Annotated in this window: 12 protein-coding genes; 3 read left to right on the plus strand and 9 right to left on the minus strand. The window is 60.1% G+C overall.

Going from position 1 to position 16651, the window contains the following annotated elements; genetic code table 11:
• Positions 1-24: 24 nt before the first annotated feature.
• Positions 25-258, plus strand: coding sequence for a DUF6139 family protein (locus tag AC07OK_RS08780; RefSeq protein ID WP_217941119.1), 234 nt, complete (start codon positions 25-27; stop codon positions 256-258).
• On the opposite strand, the gene dnaE is transcribed toward AC07OK_RS08780, so the two are convergent.
• Positions 259-3816 (minus strand): DNA polymerase III subunit alpha, encoded by a 3558-nt coding sequence (gene dnaE / locus AC07OK_RS08785; protein ID WP_494689951.1) that lies wholly within the window; start codon positions 3814-3816, stop codon positions 259-261.
• A 132-nt stretch (positions 3817-3948) separates the two neighbouring features.
• Here dnaE and AC07OK_RS08790 point away from each other — a divergent pair, with 132 nt between their 5' ends.
• Entirely contained in the window at positions 3949-4260 is a 312-nt protein-coding gene (locus AC07OK_RS08790; RefSeq protein ID WP_494689952.1) for a type II toxin-antitoxin system HicB family antitoxin, read from the plus strand.
• Between the two features lie 253 nt (positions 4261-4513).
• On the opposite strand, the gene AC07OK_RS08795 is transcribed toward AC07OK_RS08790, so the two are convergent.
• Together AC07OK_RS08795 and AC07OK_RS08800 are read right to left on the minus strand one after the other, a co-directional pair.
• On the minus strand, positions 4514-4687 hold the full coding sequence (locus tag AC07OK_RS08795; protein ID WP_494689953.1) for a TA system antitoxin ParD family protein: 174 nt from the start codon (positions 4685-4687) through the stop codon (positions 4514-4516).
• A gap of 10 nt (positions 4688-4697) precedes the next feature.
• Positions 4698-4967, minus strand: a complete 270-nt coding sequence (locus tag AC07OK_RS08800) for a BrnA antitoxin family protein (RefSeq protein ID WP_494689954.1) — start codon at positions 4965-4967, stop codon at positions 4698-4700.
• Between the two features lie 199 nt (positions 4968-5166).
• Between AC07OK_RS08800 and AC07OK_RS08805 the strand changes: the two genes are divergently transcribed.
• Entirely contained in the window at positions 5167-6057 is an 891-nt protein-coding gene (locus AC07OK_RS08805; RefSeq protein ID WP_494689955.1) for a sulfurtransferase, read from the plus strand.
• Between the two features lie 37 nt (positions 6058-6094).
• Here the strand turns inward: AC07OK_RS08805 and AC07OK_RS08810 are convergent, their stop codons facing one another.
• The 6 genes from AC07OK_RS08810 to AC07OK_RS08835 form a co-directional block, all read right to left on the minus strand.
• Complete coding sequence (locus AC07OK_RS08810; RefSeq protein ID WP_494689956.1) at positions 6095-6298, minus strand: DUF6447 family protein; 204 nt, start codon at positions 6296-6298, stop codon at positions 6095-6097.
• Positions 6299-6324: 26 nt separating this feature from the next.
• A complete protein-coding gene (locus AC07OK_RS08815) occupies positions 6325-7653 on the minus strand; it encodes a TolC family outer membrane protein (RefSeq protein WP_494690160.1) in 1329 nt (442 codons plus the stop codon).
• 8 nt (positions 7654-7661) lie between these two features.
• Positions 7662-9023, minus strand: coding sequence for an HlyD family type I secretion periplasmic adaptor subunit (locus AC07OK_RS08820; RefSeq protein WP_494689957.1), 1362 nt, complete (start codon positions 9021-9023; stop codon positions 7662-7664).
• A 3-nt stretch (positions 9024-9026) separates the two neighbouring features.
• A complete protein-coding gene (locus AC07OK_RS08825; protein WP_494690161.1) occupies positions 9027-10895 on the minus strand; it encodes a type I secretion system permease/ATPase in 1869 nt (622 codons plus the stop codon).
• Positions 10896-11236: 341 nt separating this feature from the next.
• Entirely contained in the window at positions 11237-14686 is a 3450-nt protein-coding gene (locus AC07OK_RS08830) for a beta strand repeat-containing protein (RefSeq protein ID WP_494689958.1), read from the minus strand.
• A gap of 358 nt (positions 14687-15044) precedes the next feature.
• A complete protein-coding gene (locus AC07OK_RS08835; RefSeq protein WP_494689959.1) occupies positions 15045-16472 on the minus strand; it encodes a FecR family protein in 1428 nt (475 codons plus the stop codon).
• Positions 16473-16651: the final 179 nt, after the last annotated feature.

Consider the following 16651-nt stretch of genomic DNA (forward strand, 5'->3'; position numbering starts at 1 on the left):
GTTTTTCGTCCAAGGAGAAATACCATGCGTGTGGATATTTATTACCGAGATGAAGCAAAAGGCAAACACAGCTACCTGGCTGTGCCGGAGGGCAAACCCATCCCCGAGGAAGCCACCAACACCGACTGGCATCCCGAGGCCAGCCACGTCGAAGTCGACGATGGCCTCGACGATCTGTCCCGCTACCACATCGTCCACCCCCTGGAGCAGATAGGCGCCAAGGGGTATGCCATTACCAGCATCAGCGAACAGATGTAACTAGTACTCGATCGCGACATCCTTGGCGCCCAGCACCTGCTGGAGCGCCAGCTGCAGCTCGTCCGACGGCGCCACGCGCCACGCCTCGCCCAGCTGCACCACGCAGCCCACGCCCTGCGGCGTGATGCGCGCCGACACCGGCAGGCCGTCCGCGTGGCGGTGCGGCGCCAGCACTTCGGCCATCTTGCGCACGTCCACCGAGGTCGGCAGCGCCATGCCCAGCTGCTTGCCGTAGTTGACGCGCGCCGTCACGATGTCGAACACCTTCTCGGCCGAGATCCGCAGGCCGCCGGAGAAGCGGTCTTCCGACACCTTGCCGACCACGGCCAGGAACTCGTCGTCCTTGAACATGCGCTTGTTCTCTTCGTACACTTCCGAATACACGGTCACCTCGACCACCGCCGTCTTGTCGTCCAGCGTGACGATCAGGATCTTGCCGCGCTGCGTCATCTGCGGGCGGATGCCGGTGATCACGCCGCACAGCATGCGCGGCTCGCGCGAGGGCTCCAGCTCGGCCAGCTTGGTGCGGGCGAAGCGGCGCGCTTCCGGCGCGAACGAATCGAACATATGGCCCGACAGGTAGAAGCCCAGCGCGATCTTTTCCTCGGCCAGCTTCTGGCGGTCGGTGAACGGCGCGGCCTTCACGTACTCGGGCGGCGCCACCAGATCGGAATCGTCGCCGCCGAACAGGCTGACCTGGTTGGCCGCCTTGGCTTCCTGGTCGGCGCACTCCATCGCGAAGCTGACCGTGGCCAGCAGGATGGCGCGGTCGATGGCCAGGCAATCGAAGGCGCCCGCGCGTATCAGCGATTCGATGGTGCGGCGGTTGATCTGCTTCTTGTCGACCCGCTTGCAGAAATCGAACAGGCTGGTGAACGGGCCGCCGGCAGTGCGCGCGGCGATGATGGCCTCGATCGCGTTCTGGCCGGCGCCCTTGCAGGCGCCCAGGCCGTAGCGGATCTGCGTGACCTTCTTGCCCGTCACCGAAGGCGGCGGACCGTCCGGCATGAAGCGGAAGTCGGACTTGTTGATGTCCGGCGGCAGGATGGTCAGGCCGCAGATGTCGATCGAATCCTCAACCAGGATCTTGACCTTCTCGGTGTCCTCCATCGCCAGCGACATATTGGCCGCCATGAACGCGGCCGGATGGTGGGCCTTCAGGTAGGCCGTGTGGTAGGACAGCAGCGCATACGCGGCGGCGTGCGACTTGTTGAAGCCGTAGCCCGCGAACTTTTCCATCAAGTCGAAAATCTCGTCGGCCTTCTGCGCGGTCAGGCCGTCCTTGGCGGCGCCGGCGCGGAAGATCTCGCGGTGCTCCGCCATCTCCTCGGCCTTCTTCTTACCCATCGCGCGGCGCAGCATGTCGGCGCCGCCCAGCGAGTAGCCGCCGACGATCTGCGCCATCTGCATCACCTGCTCCTGGTACACCATGATGCCGTAGGTTTCGGACAAAATGGATTCGGTGCGCGGATCGGGATAGTCGAATTTTTCGCCGTGCTTGCGCTTGCAGAAGTCCGGGATCAGGTCCATCGGGCCCGGACGGTACAGCGCCACCAGCGCGATAATGTCTTCGAAGCGGTCGGGACGGGCGTCCTTCAACATGCCCTGCATGCCGCGCGACTCCAGCTGGAACACGGCCACGGTCTTGGCCTTGGTCAGCAGCTCATACGAAGGGCGGTCGTTCAACGGCAGGCGCGCCAGGTCGAACTCCGACTCCTTGGGATCGAGCATCTTGATGTAGCGGACCGCACGGTCCAGGATGGTCAAGGTGGTCAAGCCCAAAAAGTCGAACTTGACCAGGCCGACGGCCTCGACGTCGTCCTTGTCGTACTGCGACACCACGCCGCCGTCGCCGCCCTGCGTGTACAGCGGGCAGAAGTCGGTCAGCTTGCCCGGCGCGATCAGCACGCCACCGGCGTGCATGCCGATGTTGCGGGTGATGCCTTCGACCTGTTGCGCCAGGTCCAGCAGCTGCGCCACTTCTTCCTCGTTCTGCTGGCGCTCCTTGAGCATCGGCTCTTCCTCGATCGCCTCGGCGATCGACACCGGCTTGCCCGGCTTGAACGGAATCAGCTTGGAGACGCCGTCGCAGAAGTTGTAGCCGAAGTCCATTACGCGGCCGACGTCGCGGATAGCGCCCTTGGCCGCCATGGTACCGAAGGTGGCGATCTGCGACACCGCGTCGCGGCCGTACAGGTCCTTGACGTGCTGGATCACGAGGTCGCGCTTTTCCTGGCAGAAGTCGATGTCGAAGTCGGGCATCGAAACGCGTTCGGGATTGAGGAAACGTTCGAACAGCAGGTTGTACTTCAGCGGATCGAGGTCGGTGATCTTCAGCGCATACGCCACCAGCGAACCCGCGCCCGACCCCCGGCCCGGCCCGATCGGCACGTCGTTGTTCTTGCCCCACTGGATAAACTCCGCCACGATCAGGAAGTAACCGGGGAACTTCATGTTGATGATGGTGTTGTTCTCGAACTCCAGGCGCTCCTCGTAGCGCGCCCGTTGCGCCTCGCGCTTGACCGGGTCCGGATACAGCTGCTCCAGGCGTTCCTCCAGGCCCTTCTTGGTCTCCGTGCGCAGGAACTCGTCGATGGTCATGCCCGGCGTCGGGAAGTTCGGCAGCTGCGGCTTGCCCAGCGTCAGCGTCAGGTTGCAGCGCTTGGCGATCTCCACCGAGTTTTGCAGCGCGGCCGGCAGGTCGTGGAACAGCTCGCGCATCTCGGCCTGCGACATGAAGCGCATCTGCTCGTTGAAGCGGCGCACGCGCTTGTTATTGGCCAGCATTTCGCCTTCGGCGATGCAGGTGCGCGCCTCGTGCGCGATGAACTCGTCCTGGCGGATGAACTGCATCGGATGGGTCGCCACCACCGGCAGGCCGAGCCTGGCGGCCAGCGCCACCGCGTGGCGCACCTGGGCTTCCTGGTTGGCCTGGCCGGCGCGCTGGATCTCGATGTAGAAGTGGCCGGGGAAGATCTCGGCCCACTTCTGCGCGTTTGTCTCGGCCAGCGCCGGGTTGCCGTTTTCAATCGCCGTGCCGACGTCGCCGAAGTGCGCGCCGGACAGCGCGATCAGGGCGTTGGCGGGACTGACGTCGGGCAGCAGCGCATAGGTCTTGGCGGTGCGCTCGACCAGCCACTCGGTGCGGATCTCGGCGCGGCCCTTGTATTGGTTGGTCAGCCAGGCTTGCGACAGCAGCTCGCACAGCTGCAGGTAGCCCATGTGGTTTTTGGCGAACAGCATCAGGCGATGCGGCTTGTCGCGGTTGTCGTCGTTGGTGATCCAGACATCGACGCCGATCACCGGCTTGATGCCCTTGCCGCGCGCGGCCTTGTAGAACTTGACCATGCCGAACATATTGGACAGGTCGGTGACGGCCAGCGCCGCCTGCTTGTCCTTGGCGGCGGTGGCGACCAGGTCGTCGATGCGCACCAGGCCGTCGACAATGGAGTATTCCGAGTGCACCCGCAGATGGACAAAGTCTGGTCCCGCCTTGGCGACGGTGGGGACCATCGCCTGGGTTGCCGCCACTTCTTGTTCGTTTGCTACCATGTTCATATGCCGCTCAATGCTGGTTCAATAACCAGCTATTTTACCGTGCGGCGGCCGGGTTCGATGAATCTGATTTACAGCCCCGTTTGCGCCAGATCGGCATGCAGTGTTACGCTGTACATACGATAGGTGCATATCATGAGATATCCGATTGCAATTGAACCCGGTGACGCAACCCATGCTTTTGGCGTTGTCATACCTGATCTTCCCGGTTGTTTTTCTGCGGGCGACACGCTGGATGAGGCGATCGACAATGCTGGCGAAGCTGCGGAACTCTGGCTGGAAACTGTGATTGCGGAAGGAGGCGATGTTCCGCAGGCACGTTCTTTCGCAGAACACCACGCGAACCCTGAATTTTCCGGGTGGGTTTGGGCGATAATTATGATCGACCTAACAACACTAAAAATCAGGAACGCCGCTCAAACTGCTCGCAGATCTGGCACATCTTAGGGGCACCTTGGCGACGCCCGATTGGCGCGATCAACCTGATCGACATTGGTCCGCTCGAACACCCACACCAGCGTCCTGGATAGATAGCTTATGGGCCAGAAAGCGCTCCAGCAAATCACTATACATTTCAAATGCTTTATTCATGATGCCCCTCCTCCCAACCTGCCAGTTCTAAATACACACTCTAGTTGCAGCGAACTCAATCGCCAAGCGGAAAGAAAGCTAGCCAAGCTTCTCGTATTTTTGGCGCATCCTAATCACTTGCCTCGCTCCTATTCGGAATGAAAGGCTGCGCCAACTCGCGAGGCTCCGCCAAGGACGCCAGCGATTCCGCAACAAAGCTAACCGGCAGATCCAGATTATCCAAGGCCGCACGCCCTACTCGCGCCCAGAATTCGATCAGGCCAGCGATAGTGCGGTGCTCCAATCACATCCCCTTACTCACCAGGATGCGATACCAGCCATTCCTGTAAAGCCCGGTTGATACGCGTCTGCCAACCAGGGCCATCCACCTTGAATGCGGCAACGACATCGCGGTCCAGCCGCAGTTTGACCGCGACTTTGGTCACGGTTTGCAAAGGACGTCCTCGCCTCACCAACGCCCCTTCACGATACATATTCGCTGTCGCGAACCAAGCCTCAGTCAATTCCGGCGCATCATCGCTATCGGCCAGGTTGGCGTTTGAAGAATCTTGTTTCTTTCTCATTTGCGTACCTCATCGAAATGATGCGCCGCGCATCGCCACGTAATTATTGTAGCCCCATTAAATGTCCGCGGAATTGGCGCAGCCAGTTCCCGGTTTGGCATCAGGTGTCCAATGGTGCCTATTTTTGTGGCATTCTGGATGAAACCCCATACAACCCGCGTATAATGTCGGCTCTTCACAATTTTTGATCATGTCCACCATGCACGCTAATACTGCTTTACAAGCTGAAGCGCATGCCGCCGCCATCGCTGCCGCTGCCGCTCACGTCAACATCGCCGCCTACAAGTTCGTCACCTTCGACGACACCGAAGCGATGCGCCCGCTGTACCAGGACATCTGCCAGCGACTGGGGCTCAAGGGCACCATCCTGCTGACGCCGGAAGGCATCAATATGTTCCTGTCCGGTCCGCGCAGCCACATCGACGAGTACCTGGCCTGGGTCCGCAGCGACGCCCGCTTCGCCGACCTGGAAGTGAAGGAAAGCTATTCGGTCGAGCAGTCGCACAAGCGCATGCTGGTCAAGATCAAAAAAGAAATCATCACCATGCGCATGCCGCTGATCAAGCCGGAAGAAGGCCGCGCGCCCTTCGTCGAAGCGCACACGCTCAAGCGCTGGCTGGACAGCGGCGTCGACGACAACGGCCGCCCGGTGGTCATGGTCGACACCCGCAACGATTTCGAAGTCGACGTCGGCACCTTCGACAATACCGTCGACTACCGCATCACGAAATTCACCGAGTTCCCGGAAGTGATCGCCGCCCACAAGGACGACTTCGCCGGCAAGACCGTGGTCACCTTCTGCACCGGCGGCATCCGCTGCGAAAAGGCGGCGATCCACATGCAGAACATCGGCTACGACAACGTCTACCAGCTTGAAGGCGGCATCCTCAAGTACTTCGAGGAAGTCGGCGGCGCCCACTACACCGGCGACTGCTTCGTGTTCGACTACCGCACCGCGCTCAATCCGCAACTGGAGCCGACCGAGACCGTGCAATGCTTCGTCTGCCGCGCCGTGGTGACGCCGCGCCAGCAGCTGGCGCCGGAATACGTGTACGAGAAATCCTGCCCGCACTGCTACGGCAAGGAATAATTGAAAACGGCGCCCGAGGGCGCCGTTGTTGTATGGCTTATTGCGACAGGCGCGGTACGAGTTGTTGCAGCACCGACTGGTAGGCGTTGCGGGCGGTCTGGTACACCGCCAGCTTGGCGTTGAGCTCGGCCATCTGCGCATCGACGAACTGCAGGTTGGCGACCTGTTCCTGCGCAGCCTCGCTCAGTTCGCTGAGCTTGTAGCTGATGCCGTCGACAGTGACTTCAATTTCATCATCCATGCTGTTTCTTCGCCGATCGATACGGCTTAATGGAAATATGCCGCGATCTCGCGCACATCACTATCACCCAAAGTACCCACCGATGCCCGCATGCGCAGCGAAGTCAGCAGATAGTTGTAACGCGCCTGAGCCAAGTCCCGCTTCGCGGTGTACAACTGCTGTTTGGCGTTCAGTGCATCCAGGTTGATACGTACACCACCCTTGATACTCTGCTCGGTTGCGGTGATCAACAGTTCGGCCGACGCGACTGACTTCATGAGGGCATCCACGCGTTTGACGCTGCTGAACATGACGCCATAATCCTTGCGCAACTCCAGCAGGACCTTGTCCGTCTGTGCCTGCAAATCGGCCTTGGCTTTTTCCTCGTTGGCGACCGTCTGGCGTCTTTGCGCGCCAAGCTGGCCGCCGGAATACAGGGGGACATTCAGCTGAACACCGATGCTGCGAACGATCTGGTCCTGATTGACGGTCGAAATCGCATCCGACGAGGTCTTGCCGTAAGTGGCCACGAAGTCGACGCGCGGCGTATAGGCGGCGCGGGCCTTGTTGTATTCCTGATGCGCGATTTCCACGTTGAACGCCATGGCTTTGATATCGGGATTGGTTTCAATCGCGATCTGCTTCCAGTACTCGAACGTCTGGCCATCACTGGGGCGAATGCGGAAATCCGGCGACAAGCGGTCCACTTCGCCCACCTCTGCGCCGATGATAGTCGCAAGGGTCTCACGCGATACCATCAAGTTCTCTGTGTACTCCAACACCTGAGCTTCCGCCCCATCGAGCCGCGCCTGGGTTTCCAGCATGTCGGTCTTGGTCCCTTCGCCCTTCTCGAACATGCGGTCGTTGACCTTGCGCTGCTCCGCGTACATGTCGCGCTCGACGGTGGCAAGCGCCATCAGGTCTTCCTTGAACAGCAGGTCGATATAGGCGTTGGCTACGCGGAAGATCACTTCCTGACGCTGGCTGTCATAGACCGAAGCCGCGTAATTGCTTTGCGCCTTGCCCTGCTTGAAGCGCGCCCAACCGTCGAGGTTGAACAGCGATTGCCGCAACTGCAGCGTCGCCGAACGCGAAATATAATCGTAGGGCGCGACCCGATCGCCTTGCGTCACGGTTGTGCGGTTCTGACTGGCGCTATAGCCGCCGCTCAGATTGGGCAGCAGGTTGGACAAACCCAGTTGCCGGTTTTCCTTGCCAGCCTCGTTGGTGTAGTAGGCCGAGCGGAAGGTCGGATCGTTTTTCAGCGCCGCCTCGTAGGCCTGCAAGAAACCCAGCGCCTGTGCGCCCGAGGCTTGCAGCAGGACAGCGGCGAGGCAAGCCGCCGCCAGCAGGCGCGGCTTTGCTTTTGACATCATGGCCACGGTTACTCCTCTGTCATCGAAGTCTTGGCGCGATCGAAGATCGGCTTCAACAGATAGCTCATCATCGAACGCTCGCCCGTCTTGACGAACATTTCGACCGGCATGCCGGGCACGACATTCAGTTTCTTATCGGCGATCAGCTTGGCGCCTTCCGGCGTCACGCGCGAACGGACCTTGTAGTATGGCTGGCCGGTGCGCTCATCCACGGTGCGGTCGGCTGCCACCTGTATGACTTCGCCAGGGATGTGCGGCGTCTTGTTGGCGTTGAACGCCGAGAAGATCAAATCCACTTTCAGGCCGGGATGGACTTTGTCGATCAGATTGACGGGCAGTTGGCCTTCCACCACCAGGGTATCGTTGCTCGGCACGATTTCCATCAGGCGCGCACCAGCACCTACCACGCCGCCGCGCGTGAACACACTCGAACCTACGACGGTCCCAGCTACCGGCGCTTTGATTTCTACGCTGGCGAAATCGAAGGCCTGGCTTTGCAGACGGCTTTCCAGCGCGTCAGCCTCCTTCTGCACATCGGTCAGTTGGCCACGCAGTTCTTTCTGATATTCCTGGCTACGCTGCAGCTTGCGGAATTTCAGTTCGGTGACCTGGCGTTGCGAACGGCCGATATTGCCGATGTCCTCGGAAATCGAACCATTAATCTGCGAATAGGTACGCTCCAGTTCCAAGAAGCGGTTGCGGGCGATGTAGCCATCCTTGGCCAGATCGCGCGTGTCGTCGAGCTGCTGTTTCAACAGCGCCTTCTGTTCTTTCTTGGCGGCCAGCGATTCCTGCACGCCAGCGATCTGCAACCCCAGTCCGGTAATACTCTCGTCAACGCCGGCCAGTTCGCTTTGCAGGGCCATGCGGCGCGAATTCATCAATTGGCTTTGTACCGCAACGTTCTCGGCAAGGCGCGGATCATCCTTGTACTGGTTAAGCGATGCCGGCAGCGTAATCACTGCCTGTCCGAGCAGTTCGGCTTGCATACGGGCCGCCGTGACGCGCCCGGAAATGTACTGCGCGCGGGTCATTTCCAGCGCGGACTTGGCCTGGATATTATTCATCCGTACCAGCACTTGGCCAGCCTTGATCAGGTCGCCGTCCTTCACCAGGATGTCCTGCACTATCCCGCCTGGCAGCGATTGGATGGACTTGCGGCTAGACTCGCTAGCCAGCGTACCCGGCAGCGGCACACCTTTGTCGAGCGGAGCAAAAATGGCCCATGCCAGAAAACCCAACACGCCGCACAATACGATGATCCAGCCAAACTTGGAATACGCACCGGCATCCGTATTGACGGTCAATGGAGTGACGTCATGGCTGATGACCTCCACCGGGGCTTCTTTCTTGGTAATGAGATTCGACATGATTTATTCCTGTTCCGTTGGTGCCGCATGTTGCGAAGCGGCTTGTTGCTGTGCTGCCCGCTGCTGGACGACCAATTGCTGCTCAGCCTGCTGTGCAGCCTGTTGCTGGGCCGCCTGTTGCTGGGCCGCCTGTTGCTGGGCCGCCTGCTGCTGCGCAGCCACCTGCTGCTGCACGTGGGCGTTCTGCGCCTCCTGCAATGCCGCCAGCACCTGGCTGGTCGGGCCGAAAGCAGACACAGCGCCGTCGCGCAGCAACAACAGCTTGGTCGTGGCGCTGATGATGCTGGTGCGGTGAGTGATCAGCACAATGGTCTTGCCGCGGGCGCGCAAATCGTTGATCGCCATGAGCAGCGCGGCTTCGCCGACGTCATCCAGATTGGAGTTCGGTTCATCCAGCACTAGCACCGACGGATCGCCATACATGGCGCGCGCCAGGCCGATGCGCTGGCGCTGTCCGCCGGACAAACCCGCGCCGCCTTCGCCCATTATGGTGTCGTAGCCTTTAGGGAAGTGCAAAATCATATCGTGGACGCCGGCGCGCTTCGCAGCCAGCACCACCTTGTCGGCATCGACCTCGCCAAAGCGGGCAATGTTGTCGCTGATGCTGCCGCCGAACAGTTCGACGTCTTGCGGCAGGTAACCCAGATGCGGGCCGAGTTCCCCTTTGTTCCACTGGTAGATATCCGCACCGTCCAGGCGCACCTTGCCCATCATCGCCGGCCACACCCCTACCAACAAGCGGGCCAGTGTCGACTTACCCGAACCGCTGGGGCCGATCACGCCCAGCACGTCACCGGGCTCTACAGCAAAGCTGACGCCTTTCAGCACCGCCACCGTCGTGCCCGGTGGCGCCGACGTCACATTCTCCACATTTAACACGCCTTGTGGCTTCGGCAGCGCCATACCGACTGCGCGTTCCGGGTTGTCGGTCAATAATTTATTCAGCCGCTCGTAAGCGCTGCGCGTGCTGGCGAACGACTTCCATACGCCGATCAGCTGCTGCACCGGCGCCAGCGCGCGGCCCACCAGGATCGATGCGGCAATCATCATGCCGGGGGTAATCTTGTTTTCCAGGACCAGCAACGCGCCAAAGCCCAGTACCAACGATTGCAAGGATACTTGCACAAACTTGGTGATGGCGCCGATCTTGCCGGCTTTTTCGCTGGCGTCCGCTTGCAGGTGCAAGAAACGACTGTGCAGCTTGAACCAGCGGCCGATCAGATCGGGCAGCATGCCCATCGACTCGATCACTTCGGCGTTCCGCAGATTATTGCTGGCCAGGTTATTGGACATGATCGCCATGCCGTTGGCATCGGCCAGCGGCTTGTGCGTGACACGCTCGTTGACATAGGCCAGCACCACCAGGACGATCGTGCCGCCCAGCGCGAACAGTCCCAAGGACGGTTCAAAGACAAAAATAACGATAAGGTAAACCGGGAACCATGGCGCATCAAAGAAGGCGAACAGCGCATTCCCGGTCAGGAACTGGCGCAGGTTGGTCAGGTCGGACAGCGCCTGACCTGCGTTGCCGCCGGATCGCTTCAGGTTGGACTCAAAGGCGGCGGTATAGACTCGCTTGTTGAGCTCCATGTCGAACTTGGCTCCGACCCGTATCAATACAAAGCTACGGATCAGGTCCAGCGCACTCATCACCAGATAGGCGCCCAACATGATCAGCGTCAGCATCAACAGCGTAATTTCGTTGCGGCTCGCCAGGACGCGGTCGTAGACCTGCAGCATGTAAAGGGACGGCACCAGCATCAACAGGTTGCTGACGGCGCTGAAGGTTCCGACCGTGACGAAGGTACTCTTGAACTTTCGCAGCACCTGTTCAATTTCACTTTTGGAATTGTTTAGAAAGTTGTTTTTCATATATATGCCTGCGCAGTGCAACGATGAAGAAAGTCTCCACCGACTGGAAGAATACCCACAACCAGCCACTGCTTATGCTTTAGGTAATGAGCGAGGGATTCTACAAAAAATGCTACGAAGTAGCGGACGAAGAGATTATCGCCGAAAACGAGGAAGAAATGTGATGCCCATCACATTTTTTTGGTTTATACGCACAAAAAAATAGAATTGGCTACGAATGGCGCAAACCGCAGGTTACTCAAGCAGTGTAGCGGCCAAGCACGGCAGGATCAACCGCGCGGAATGAAAAAAAGCCGGGCTTGCGCCCGGCTTTTTAGACAACTAGGACCAGGTCCCGGTTATTACAGGGTGATACCGTGAGCAGCGATTGCAGCAACGCTACCGGTAGCAGCCAGGTCAACCAGGCCAACCAGTTTAACGATGTTGTCGGCGCCGGCAACGAACGAAGCGCCAGCCGAAACGTCGTCAACAACGTAGGTGTTGCCACCGAACTGGAACCAGCTGATCTGGCCGTGGGCCGAACCGTTACCCGAGCTAGCTTGAGCGATGTAGTCGGCGAACTGCGCGGTCAGCGGGTTCAGCGCGATTTTCGCCGTCGACACGGTGCCGCCGTTGAACGCAACGGTGTTACCGGTGGAATCCAGTACCAGGGTATCCAGGTGCTGCAGGCCAGTAACCGATGCGTAGGTGTTAGCCGAGGTGGCAACGCCAACGGTCAGCGAATCCACGGTACCCGTAGCGTGTGCACCGAAGGTGACCACGTTCTGGCCCGAACCAACGGTCACGGTGTTAGCACCGGTACCTACGACCAGGGTGTTGTTACCAGCGCCAGCCAGCGTTACACCGTTGGTGCCGTTACCCAGGGTAACGATGTTGTTACCAGCAGCTTCGCTGATGGTGTTGTCGCCATTGCCAGCGGTGATGGTGTCAACCTTGCCAGCAGCAGCGGCGCCGGTGAACACCAGGTTGCCACTGGCTGCGGTGACGGTTGCACCAGCAGTTGCGGTAGCAGCGGTGGTCAGGGTGAAGGTTGCGCCCTTGGCTACGCCGGTTGCATCAACGGTGGTGATGCTGTTGCTGGTCAGACCGGTCAGGGTCAGGCTTTCAGCGCCGGTCACAACCAGTTTGGTCACAGCCGCGTCGGTCAGTGCCAGCGAGTTGGTGCCGGTGCTGACGCCGCTCGTCACGGTGCCATTGCTGGCGATGTTGACGGTTTCGATAGCACCGATGCTCGCGCCGCCGACGAAGGTCACGCCGGTGGTTTTCGAGGTGCCCAGGTTCAGCTGGATGCTGTCGGTAGCGGTGTCAGCCTTCAGGCCGAAGGTGACCAGGTGGCCAGCGCTAGCCAGCAGCGACAGCGAAGTGCCGGCAGCTGCGTTGGAGAAGGTTACAGCCGAACCACCGTCTGCGCCGACTTGCACGGCTTTGATGCCGGTCAGTACGGAAACGTCGTACGAACCGGTACCGCCGGTAGCGTCCACCACTTCGAAGTTCACCAGCTTAGCGCCGGTCGATGCGGTCAGCAGGGTTGCGCCTGCGCCAACCAGGTTGATCACGTCAGCCGAACCAGCGCCGCCGTCGATCTTCGAGGTAGCAGCTGCGGACACAACAACGGTGTCCACACCCGAGCCACCTTCGTAGGTGGTTTGAGTAGCGTTCACGGTCACGGTGTTCGCGCCGGTCGAAGCAGCAGCGTTCACGTCGGTGATTGCGGTCAGAGCGCTAACGTCAGCGGTCAGGCCAGCAGCGCCGGAAACGGTGATGGTCTTCAGGTTCGTCAGGCCAGCAACCGAAGTCATGGTCAGCGCGTTGGAACCTGCAACGGTCAGGGCAGTAGCAGCGGTGTCAGCGATGTTAGCGATCGTCGAATCCTTGCCTGCGGTCGTCACGTTGATGGTCGTGAAGTGATTGCTAGCGTCGGTAATAGCTGCGCCGGTCAGGTTGTTGACGGTCAGAGCCAGGGTTTTGCTGGTTTCGGTGGTCAGGCCGCTGGTCAGGCTCAGGGTGCCGCCGGTGCCGCTCAGGCTCAGTTTCGACAGAGCGCTGGACGAGATTGTCGATGCGCCGTAGTTAGCCAAGGTAACCGACGAAATGGTCGCGGCCTTGGTGGTGCTGCCAGCGTTCAAGTCGGCGATGGTAACAGTGCCATCAACGATTGCTTGCGACGACGTACCTTGGGTGGTTGGAGCAGCAACGGTAACGGTGGTGGTCACGCCAGCACCGCCTTCAACGAAGCCACCGGCGACGATGTCAGTACGAATACCTGCGGTCTTGGCAGTGAAGGTGACGGTAGCATTGCCGTTATCAACAGCAACCCAGTTCGCAGCCGGTGCTGCATTGTAAGCGGCAACGAATGCGGTTGCGGTAGCAGTAGCGCTCAGAACACCGGATGCGGTGTAAGTCACACCATCAAAGGTGGTGGTATCAGTGCCAGCACCGGCACCGACCGTGAAGGTCGCGGTAAACACTTCCTTAACGACGCCAGCAGTAGCAGCAGCAGCGGTCTGGTTCACGGTCACAGCGGTGGTGGTTGCATCGCCGGTGATCGACACAGCGCCTTGGGTAAAGGTTGCAGCGGTAGAGGCAGCGGTCGAAGCGGTCGCGGTTTCGGTGACGCTAACGGTCTTGCCGCCGGTCACGGTGATGGCGCCAGCAGCCGAGACACCAGCTGCTTTTTCAGCGGCGGTAACAACGACGTTGCCAACAGCGCCGGTCACGGTCACGTTACCGGAAGCAGCAACGCCCAGTGCGTTCACGGTAACATCGGAACCGCCGGTAACCGAAACAGCGTTACCAGCCAGTGCCGAGTCGGTTACCGACACGGTGGTGGTGGTAGCTGCGGTCGCGGTAGCGCCGCCAACCGAGCCAACTTTCAGTGCGGTCGCGCCGGTGAAGCCGGAGGTATCGACGGTAACGGTGTTGTTAGCCGAAGTGACGTTGATGTTCTGAACGTTCTTGACGGTGATCGAGGTCGGAACCACGAAGGCGGTACCAGCAGCGATGGTATCGATAACGTTCAGGGTGTTGGTGCCGGCGCCGCCGTCGATGCTGTCCAGTGCGGTCAGGGTCGCGGTGTTGGTGGCGCTTGGAACTGCATTGAACACGTCGTTGGCTGCGGTGCCAACCAGGGTATCAACGCCGGTGGACAGAGTGGTGCTAACGGTTACTGGAACGATCAGACCGGCGATCGCGTCGGTCACATTGGTGTGGAACGCGGTCAGGTCGGTGGTCGCGGTAACTTGCGTCAGCAGAGCGGCGGCCTTAGCGGCAGCAGCGTCACCCGAGAAGGATACGACCTTGGCGATGGTGTCCAGCGAGCCGGTGAAGTCCGTAGCGACAGCGTTGACCTTGGCAACCAGCGCCGCATCGATCAGGCCTTGTGGCGAGCCGTTGGTCATAGCACCTTCGGTGATGGCCAGAGCAGCGTTTTCACGGCTCAAGGAACCGGTCTCGATGGCGTTGACCCAGAAGTTGCCGCCTGCGTCAGCGTCACGGTGGAAAATGTTGTTGTAGACGTCGTTGACGAATTTCAGGATCGACAGGTGATCACTACCTGGAGGGGTGACCTTGTTGGCGAAGCTGCCAACCAGCAGGCCTACTGCCGAAGTTGGGTGAGCCTGGGAGTATGCGCTCAGGGCTGTGGTGGTGGTCAGTGCGTCAGCGGTGCCGGCATTTGGGTCAGCAGCCAGCATTTGGGCCGTGAAGTTGGTCAGACCAGTTGGGTCTGCAGGACGGCCGAAGTAGGAAATGTACAGTTGCTGTACGACTTGAGTGTAGTCAGTTGCCGCCATGATTGATAGTTCCTTAAAAAGTTTGGTTTAAACCAGAAATTCTGCGGCTCAGAGCATACAGCGCCGTATAACACTGAGCCCTTTTGCAGAAGGTGGGAGTATATTGCCATACCAAGGGACAATTGTTGTGACGGGCGTCACAAAACAAATGTTTTTCTTCCGACTTTGCAACTTGTTGTAAATTATTTGCGCATAATTTATGCAACATCGATAAATGTACACAAATAATCACATTACTTTTGCGCTATCAGCCCCATCCGGGCGCCTTTATATCACAGGCGGCGGGTATACACAAAATGGGCAATGCTGCTTGCGCAACATTACCCATTTTTTTCATCCGACTACCGAAACAGACCGTTCAACGGCTCCACTTGGTTGCGCCGTTCACCGTGACGAAGTTCGACTTGTATTGGAATAAATAAGCCGCCTCCTCCACATTGGCGCCGCCCAGATATCCTTTGATACGGTTATCGGTGATCTGATTGGGATTGACCAGCATGCCGCTCCTATCGATATTGCCCGCGACACTGTACGGAACGCGCATATTGTCGCCGATCACGTCCAAGCTGGTTTTAAACGTGCGCTTGGCGAAATCCACATCCAGTTGCGCATTCTCCACTGTCGCCGGGACCCAGTTGCCACCAGCACGCTGAAGCACCGCATCGCTGCCGGTCAACACAAACGAGGCGGTCCCTTCGCGCGGCGCCACGTAGGCGGTCGATTTCAGGCGGGCAATATTATATGGCCCCAACACCAACTCCAGGTCATAAGCGCCGGTCTTCAACTTGGCCTGCATCTCGGCATTCGCGCTGCCGCCAGCGATCGCCTGGTAGCGACCCCAGATCACCTCTTCCGGGCCGCGCACCACCACCGGCGGCACCACCGGCGGCACCACCGGCGGCGTCACCGGCGGCGTCACCGGCGGCACGACCGGCGTCACCGGCGGCGTGCTCACGTCCGGCTTCTGATCCACCAGCGGCGGCACCGACGCACCGCCGCCGCCCGGCGGCGTGGTGTTGGCCTGGGCAACCTGCTTGCTGTTGTTGAGCACGTTGTTGGATTTCTGCGCGTCGAGGTTGACGTCGGCGCCCGGGCTGCTGGCGCCCACCTTGCCGACAGGTTCGTCAGGACGCGCCGGCGCGCCCTGATCGGCCGGCGACATCACCGGGCTGCGCAGCAGCTGCGGGCTGGTCTGGCCGCGCTGCACCTGCAGCATCAGCCCGGCCTGGCCGGCGAACAGTTCGCGGCTGGCGCCGCCCTCGCAGGGGCCGCCGCCTTCCGGACCGCAATTGCCGGCAAAGCCGCTGACCACCACGCCGCCGGACATCACCGTCACGCGCGAGGTCTGCTGGTCGGTGTAGACCACGAAGTCGGTGCCGCGCACGCCGATCGCGGCGACCGGCGTGTTGAAGCGGAAGTTCTGCCGCGCCTGCTTGACGCCCACGCCGGAAATACTGCGCGCAACGCCTTGCAACAACTCCAGCTTGACGCGGGTGTTGGCCGGGTTCTGCGCGTCGATGTGGTAGGCCACGATGCGCGCCTTGCTGTTCGGGCGCAGCACGAGAAAACCCTGGTCGATGGTCTTGACATACACATAACCGTCGGCGCCGGTGGTCAATTCATCCCCCTCCTGCACGGCGGCGTCGAGCGCGAGCGGGCGCGCGGCGACACTGACCTGCCCAGTGACGAACACGACTTTCCCCGCTTCGCCGGCCTGGGCTGCCGATGCCAGCATCCCCAGTCCCAGCAACATCCCTGCAAATATGGTGTGAATTTGATTGCGCATAATAAGTTTCTCCCTCAGCCTACATTGTCCGCTACTTTCCCTGAAAGTATGTGATCCTGGTCACATACTTTCAATTGGATACAATTGACCGGGCGCTGCCGCCACAGCGTCGGCCCCGCTGACGAAAGAGATGTAAAACTATTAATTTTGCACTATTCCATCCCGGTACAAGCCGTTAT

It is taken from the genome of Duganella sp. GW821-FHT07G03 (genome assembly GCF_059418605.1).

Bases quoted from the DNA above. Each gene is read 5' to 3' on its own strand.
- AC07OK_RS08810 (WP_494689956.1), bottom strand. From the start codon at position 6,298: ATGGATGATGAAATTGAAGTCACTGTCGACGGCATCAGCTACAAGCTC.
- AC07OK_RS08825 (WP_494690161.1), bottom strand. From the start codon at position 10,895: ATGAAAAACAACTTTCTAAACAATTCCAAAAGTGAAATTGAACAGGTG.
- AC07OK_RS08780 (WP_217941119.1), top strand. From the start codon at position 25: ATGCGTGTGGATATTTATTACCGAGATGAAGCAAAAGGCAAACACAGC.
- AC07OK_RS08790 (WP_494689952.1), top strand. From the start codon at position 3,949: ATGAGATATCCGATTGCAATTGAACCCGGTGACGCAACCCATGCTTTT.
- AC07OK_RS08835 (WP_494689959.1), bottom strand. From the start codon at position 16,472: ATGCGCAATCAAATTCACACCATATTTGCAGGGATGTTGCTGGGACTG.
- AC07OK_RS08830 (WP_494689958.1), bottom strand. From the start codon at position 14,686: ATGGCGGCAACTGACTACACTCAAGTCGTACAGCAACTGTACATTTCC.
- dnaE (WP_494689951.1), bottom strand. From the start codon at position 3,816: ATGAACATGGTAGCAAACGAACAAGAAGTGGCGGCAACCCAGGCGATG.
- AC07OK_RS08805 (WP_494689955.1), top strand. From the start codon at position 5,167: ATGCACGCTAATACTGCTTTACAAGCTGAAGCGCATGCCGCCGCCATC.
- AC07OK_RS08800 (WP_494689954.1), bottom strand. From the start codon at position 4,967: ATGAGAAAGAAACAAGATTCTTCAAACGCCAACCTGGCCGATAGCGAT.
- AC07OK_RS08815 (WP_494690160.1), bottom strand. From the start codon at position 7,653: ATGATGTCAAAAGCAAAGCCGCGCCTGCTGGCGGCGGCTTGCCTCGCC.
- AC07OK_RS08820 (WP_494689957.1), bottom strand. From the start codon at position 9,023: ATGTCGAATCTCATTACCAAGAAAGAAGCCCCGGTGGAGGTCATCAGC.